The organism is Variovorax sp. WDL1, assembly GCF_001541225.1.
GTDB lineage: Bacteria > Pseudomonadota > Gammaproteobacteria > Burkholderiales > Burkholderiaceae_C > Variovorax.
This window is the reverse complement of sequence record NZ_LMTS01000190.1, coordinates 1-5,767: the sequence shown is the minus strand read 5'-3', so window position 1 is coordinate 5,767 and position 5,767 is coordinate 1. Positions and strand designations below refer to the sequence as shown.

The window sequence follows — 5,767 nt, the reverse complement described above, 5'->3', positions numbered from 1 at the left end:
AGCCGAAGTTCCCGACGACCATCTGGGGTGCCTGGAAGGTCCCGGTGCCGTTGTTGAGTGCGACCCAGACTCCAGCGTTTCCGAAGCCGACGATGTCCGCACGACGGTCGCCTGTCAGGTCGGCGAGGAAGCGCGGGTGCCGTTCTACACGCCAGCCCCCGGCGTTATAGGCGAAGTTTGCGACGACCAACTGTGCGCCGGGGAAATTCGTGTCGTAGCGCGGCGGACTGACCACCGATGGGTGCTTGCAGTTCTTGGCAAACTGTTGGTTCTCCGGGGGAGCCCAAGGCCGGTTGGTGGGTGGCACGCCCGACCATGGCCTGATATTGCTGTTGAGCCCGGCGTCGCCACTTTCCGATCCATAGACCGCGTTAGGGTCCAGTCTTTCCGGGCGCGCGGGGTCGGTCTGCCAACGCGCAAACAGCCGGTCTACATTCGAATGCAATAAGAATACGAAGGGATCCCGGAAAGACACATGTGCACTGCCCATGGCGACGAAACCATGCATGGCGTTGTGCACGCCCGCCAGTAGATTCCACATCGTGGGGTAATCGACTGCGTTTGCAATTGCATTGTCTCCGGCGGCCGACGCCGGAGAGCCGCTAACGAATCGAACGACCGTTCTGGGTGGGTCTGCTGGATTGCCAGTAGCATCTCGATGCGGATTCGCGCCTGGGACGTAGTAGCCTGCACTAAGCCAAGGTTCGCCGATTGGGGCAGAACTCGAGCCTCCATACCCCATGAAGTCCGGCGTGAACAGATTCAACGTCCCGGTCGCCCCGCCGCCCAGATTCGCGTTAGGAATGGCCCGTGGATCTTGCGTCCAGTCCCAGTAGTGGAGAGAAAGCCGCGGATCGATTTGCCGCAGCATCGCCTCCAGCCGATTGACAAGCTCCCGGTGCCACGGGACGAATTCCGGTCGGCCATGCACATGCGTTGCCTGATGGATTTCATCTTGCTTGAACCACCAGCTCACCCCGCCCGCATTCGGGTCGGTTCTGCTGCCGGGAAAAAGGCGTTGGTTCAACGCGATCAGTGCATCGCGAAGTAGTGCCCGTTCGGACGGATCTACGGACGCGATGTTGCGACGGATACCATCTCCGAGTGCCATTGTTGTCTCCTTTTCCCTGGGGTTGTGGATCGCTCTTGATTGTTTGTTTCCCCGACCATCGCGCGTAATCCGGATACGCAACAGCCTTCGAAGGCGCCCGAAGTGCGGCAGCAAATGCTTTGCCACGCCGAAGCTACCTTCATGGCCACGAGCGTGCGCCAGCTTGAAGCAGAACCGCAACCTCAATGTTGAGGAAAAAGGCTAGCAACGGCACGGAAAGGGGTCCTGGAGGTAGGCCTGCGTAGGGTTCGGCAGGGTTGGCTGCCGGTGCCCTTCTGTGACACGCGACCGAATCTCAGGCCAACAGCTTGTCGGGGCGAGCAGCGGCCGGCAATGCCGCGACCGTGCGCGCTTCACGCCCACGGACTGCTGCGCGCGGCTACGTACCGTAGGAGTCATTCGGCCACGAGGCACGACCTTCAGCGCGCCGCCTTCATGCGCGCGAATTCTTCGCGTTTCATCGCGAGGTAGCGGTCTCGGCTCATCTCACGGAGTTGGTGCGAATACTTTTCAGTGCTGTCGAACCACCTGACTAGACGTTCTTCAAGTTGCTGGTCGCCCGGCGCGTTCAGGTACGCATCGATGGCGAGGTAGTAACGCATCGTGTTTCGCTCCACCACCCCGCGCACTCCACCCACGTATTCCGGTCGGCCAGCTGAATTCTCGCCTATCACGGTGAACCCGACCTTGCCGCTTCCGATCGTTGCGAGATAGATCTGCATCGCGAGACGTGCCACTATCCCGTCCGCATAGGCGTAGGCAAGATGCACGAAGGTCTTGCCACCGTCGAGCGGTATGGCTTCGAGCTCCATGCGGTAGTCGCGGGTGGAGAACGGACCTTGGGTGGCGCTCAGATGCACCGCCAGATAGTCGGAGGTGATGGCGGCCGATCGCCATGCGAAGTCGATGCGCTGCGCATCTGGCAGGGGCTGGTCGTACGTACGGCCGATGGCGACAGCCAGGGCCGCCGCCCCGGAAATCTCTCGCACGGCACAGTGCTTGGTATTGAGGTGCAGCATCAAAATCTCGCACCAAACGGCAGGCTCGCGTAGCGAATTGCTCACATAAGCAAACGGATGATCGATCACCGCATGGACACTACCGCTCACCTGGTCGTGCGCCTCAACCGATTGAAGCACCATGGGGCGTCCGAAGACGTTGCGCTGGAGTTGTGGCTGGCTCGCTTGGAACTTTGCCAGCAAGATGGCTGCGCTGCCCCCTTGCGCCGTTGCAATCATCGGCGCCAGCACTAACCATAGCCAGAGCAGTTGCCGGTGGGCGATGGTTTTCATCATGGTGAACACACCTTGACCGCGCTACGCTGCCGGATGTGCAGGACGAGTTTCACAGATGCTGTCGGGCTTCGCATAAGTGAGCCAGCGGACCACATCTGCCTTCCAGAACGCGCCGCAACGCCCGCAATACCAGATGATTCGCCAGCGCATCGCCACGTCCTTCACCTCGTGGAGAATCTCGGCATGGTCGTGGAACGCGTGGACATTTCAGCGCGGGATACGACTTCGCGCCCCGCCGCATAGCCTTGACTCGAGAAGGTTCGAGCTCAGCTGGGCGGTGTAGGTGCGGGCGGGGGTTGTGCTGCTGGTCTGAAGAACCGAGCAGGCGGCAGGTCCTGTGCATAGCTCACAACGACCCAGAGATGAAGACCCCATGTCGACTCCGGGGCACCATCCGCGCACCGTATGGGTGCTGGGATTCGTCAGCTTGCTGATGGACCTATCGTCCGAACTCGTTCACAGCCTGCTGGCGGTCTTTCTGGTCTGCACGCTGAGCGCCAGCATGCTGGCCGTCGGCCTAATCAAAGGCATCGCCGAAGCAACTGGGTTGATTGTCAAGTTCTCGGGTGCCCATCAGCGATTTCATCGGCCGGCGCAAGGGCTTGCTGCTGCCGGGCTGGCGGCACTGACCAGGCCCTTGTTCCCGCTCGCCATCTCGGCCGAGATGGTGTTCACCGCGCGCTTCCTGGATGCGCCGAGAGACGCCCTGTTGGTCAATGTGACGTCGCCGGAAACCCGCGAAGCGAGCGGCAATCCTCATGACACGCACCTGCACGCTGCATCTGCACCTCGATGCAGGCGCTTTCAGTCCTACGCATTGGCCGCTTCGTGTCCGATGCCGATCGGGAGTCCACCGCCCTACGTTGAACTACCGCTTTCTTGGAGTTCATGAATGAAGACCATTGCTACAGCTCTTATTTGCGCGAGCATCGCGTTCGCAACCGGCGGAGCCAGCGCCCAGGACACGACGAAGAAGAACGACTCCATGGCCAAAGACGGAACGAAGAGCAGCATGACCATGCAGGAGTGCAAGGCTCACATGGAGATGTCCAAAAAAGGCGAGATGAAGAAGGACGACCCCATGATGAAAATGTGCGCGGACATGATGAAGAAAGACGGAAAGGCCGGCGCATCGACGAAAAAGTAGGTACTTGTTCGCGCACGGCCTCATTGCCGGCTGGAGCACCTTTTCAGCCTTTCGACAGGCCCGGCTCCGCATCAGCGGGGCCCTCTTCCTCTATAGCAGCGTGCCCGGTCTAGAACTTCGCGCGCGCGGCCACGCCGAAGTACAGCACTGCCACCGCCGCAGCGTCTCGATAGCGGCGCGATCTTCGCGCCCGCCCTGGCCGCAGGTTGGCCTCGCAGCGCTGGTCACGTTTGCGTGCTTCTTGTCGCCTTGCCGTTGTCGTTGTGAGCGACCGCCAGCGGCTCTCCCGCTGGGTGGCCGTTGGGTTTCGCGTTGTGGAATGCGACGCTCGACGATCGGCCGGCGCCGCTAGTAATAAAGTTTCACAATTTTCGCGCTGGGATTACAGTTAACACCTCAGGATTCAATATGACCCTGCTTGAAGCCGGGTCGGTCCGTGGAGGTGCTGCTGCCATGTCTGCCCTGCTCTCTCCCCCTCTCGACCCTTCGGTCCACGAGCAGCCGTTGGTTGCAGCCTCGCAAGCGACGCCGTTCCAACTGCCCACCGAGTTCATCAGCATCCGCGGCGTGCGCCTGCCGTGCGCCGAATTGGTCGACCGCTCGCTCTTCGCACCAGAGGAGCGCGAGCGCCTCCACCAGCGCCTGCTGGCCGGCTCACCGTTTCCTCATCTCGTTCTAGAAAACATCTTCTATCCGAGCCTGCTGGAACTCGTGGCCGAAGAGTTCGACATGCTTCCCGACGGCGGCTGGGCCGACATCAAGACTCAATACGAATCGACGCGCCGCTCGATGCTCGGCGTGGCGCTCGGCCCGGCTTCGCAGCTGTACTTCGACATCATCCATTCCAGCTGGTTCATCGACTGGCTGTCGTCGCTCAGCGGCGTCGACTACCTGCTGTCCGATCCCAAGCTCTTCGGTGGCGGGCTGCACGAAAGCAGGACCGGCGCGACCTTCGCCGTGCATCGCGACTTCAACCGCCACCGCCATCTCGGGCTGAAGAACGAGATGGTCTTCATCACCTACCTTAACAAGGGATGGGACCCGGCCTGGGGTTCGGGGCTCGAGCTCTGGGACAAGAAGCAGGACCGCTGCGTGACCACCGTGCAGCCCGAATTCGGCCGCACCATCCTGTTGCCGCACGGCCCCGCGAGCTATCACGGCCACACCAAGCCGCTGCAGGCGCCGGACGGCCGGCCACGCCGCTCGGTCGCCGCGTACTTCTACACCAGCCCGCTCGCCGGCAAGCAGCACGGCGACGCATCGGCCTCGGTCTTCATGACCACGCGCCGCGTCGACCAAATCATGGCCCTCATGCGCATGCTGACACCGCCGGTGGTCTGGCTGCTAGCGCGCAAGATCACCGGCCGCGGCTGAACCCGGGCGATCCTTCCTCGTTGGGTGACAGCCGAACTGACCGAACCCCTTCTTGAGGGCCTCAAGGAAGTGTCCGCTATCCACTTCGCTCTCAATGCCGGCGACAACGTCGTTGGCATGCCGCACGACGATCACGCCCAAGCCGGGCGTTCAGCGCCCGCGTGACCAGCGCCGCGCGTTGGCAGCCGCCGGACCTCGCCAATTGATCGCCTCCTAGAACCCTATCAGCCCTAGCGGTCGACAAGCCGATTGGTGTAAGTACTTAGTATTCACAATTGTAAAGTTCATGCACAGTTGTGTCTCCTAGAAACCGCTGTCAATAGGCCGATTGCGATCAATCGCGTCGGTCTGGGCATATCCCGGTCGATGGATGGGGAGTGGAGGTTCTGATGCTTATGGCCGGTTGGCAACAAGTCGCCACGCGCGGAACATCGGAGCCTTCAAGTGAGTACTTTGTCAGTAATTTCGGTGACCGACGACCACGGATAAACGGTCGTCAGTGGCTGTAACGAAGATCGCTGGGCAGGAGACAAATGGAACATCACGTGCCACTCCGCATCGCTGCGGCTCCGGAGGACGGAACCGTCCAGCGCGCCAGCTACTGGCAGCAATTGTTTCCGCCAAGTGATCTGGCTGTGACCGAACTTCCAATCGATCGCGCGCGAACAGCGCAATCGATTTTTGCGCCTGCACTGGCAAGCCTTGACCTGGACGCCGAAGCCTGCGCTTCAGCCAATCGGCTGGCGGAAGCGGCAGGCAGACCGCTCGAGGCGGTCTTTTTTTGCGTGTTTGCAGGCATGGTGCATTGGCTGGCACAGCAACCGGATCTGCTCGTCGGTG

Annotated in this window: 6 protein-coding genes; 4 read left to right on the top strand and 2 right to left on the bottom strand. The window is 61.4% G+C overall.

The window, feature by feature from the left end; translation table 11 throughout:
* The coding region (locus APY03_RS40550) for a tyrosinase family protein (RefSeq protein WP_198161301.1) at positions 1 to 1,111 on the bottom strand (1,111 nt) is incomplete at its 3' end.
* A gap of 419 nt (positions 1,112 to 1,530) precedes the next feature.
* Positions 1,531 to 2,406 carry a hypothetical protein gene (locus tag APY03_RS25530; RefSeq protein ID WP_068681356.1) on the bottom strand — a complete coding sequence of 292 codons (876 nt, stop codon included), beginning with the start codon at positions 2,404 to 2,406 and terminating at the stop codon, positions 1,531 to 1,533.
* A 373-nt stretch (positions 2,407 to 2,779) separates the two neighbouring features.
* Here APY03_RS25530 and APY03_RS25525 point away from each other — a divergent pair, with 373 nt between their 5' ends.
* The 4 genes from APY03_RS25525 to APY03_RS25510 form a co-directional block, all read left to right on the top strand.
* Positions 2,780 to 3,298, top strand: a complete 519-nt coding sequence (locus APY03_RS25525; RefSeq protein ID WP_068681352.1) for a hypothetical protein — start codon at positions 2,780 to 2,782, stop codon at positions 3,296 to 3,298.
* A complete protein-coding gene (locus APY03_RS25520) occupies positions 3,299 to 3,553 on the top strand; it encodes a hypothetical protein (protein ID WP_068681350.1) in 255 nt (84 codons plus the stop codon).
* A 453-nt stretch (positions 3,554 to 4,006) separates the two neighbouring features.
* Positions 4,007 to 4,927 carry a 2OG-Fe(II) oxygenase gene (locus APY03_RS25515; protein ID WP_068681348.1) on the top strand — a complete coding sequence of 307 codons (921 nt, stop codon included), beginning with the start codon at positions 4,007 to 4,009 and terminating at the stop codon, positions 4,925 to 4,927.
* Positions 4,928 to 5,460: 533 nt separating this feature from the next.
* On the top strand, positions 5,461 to 5,767 hold a 307-nt coding region (locus APY03_RS25510; RefSeq protein WP_157103458.1), incomplete at its 3' end, for a hypothetical protein.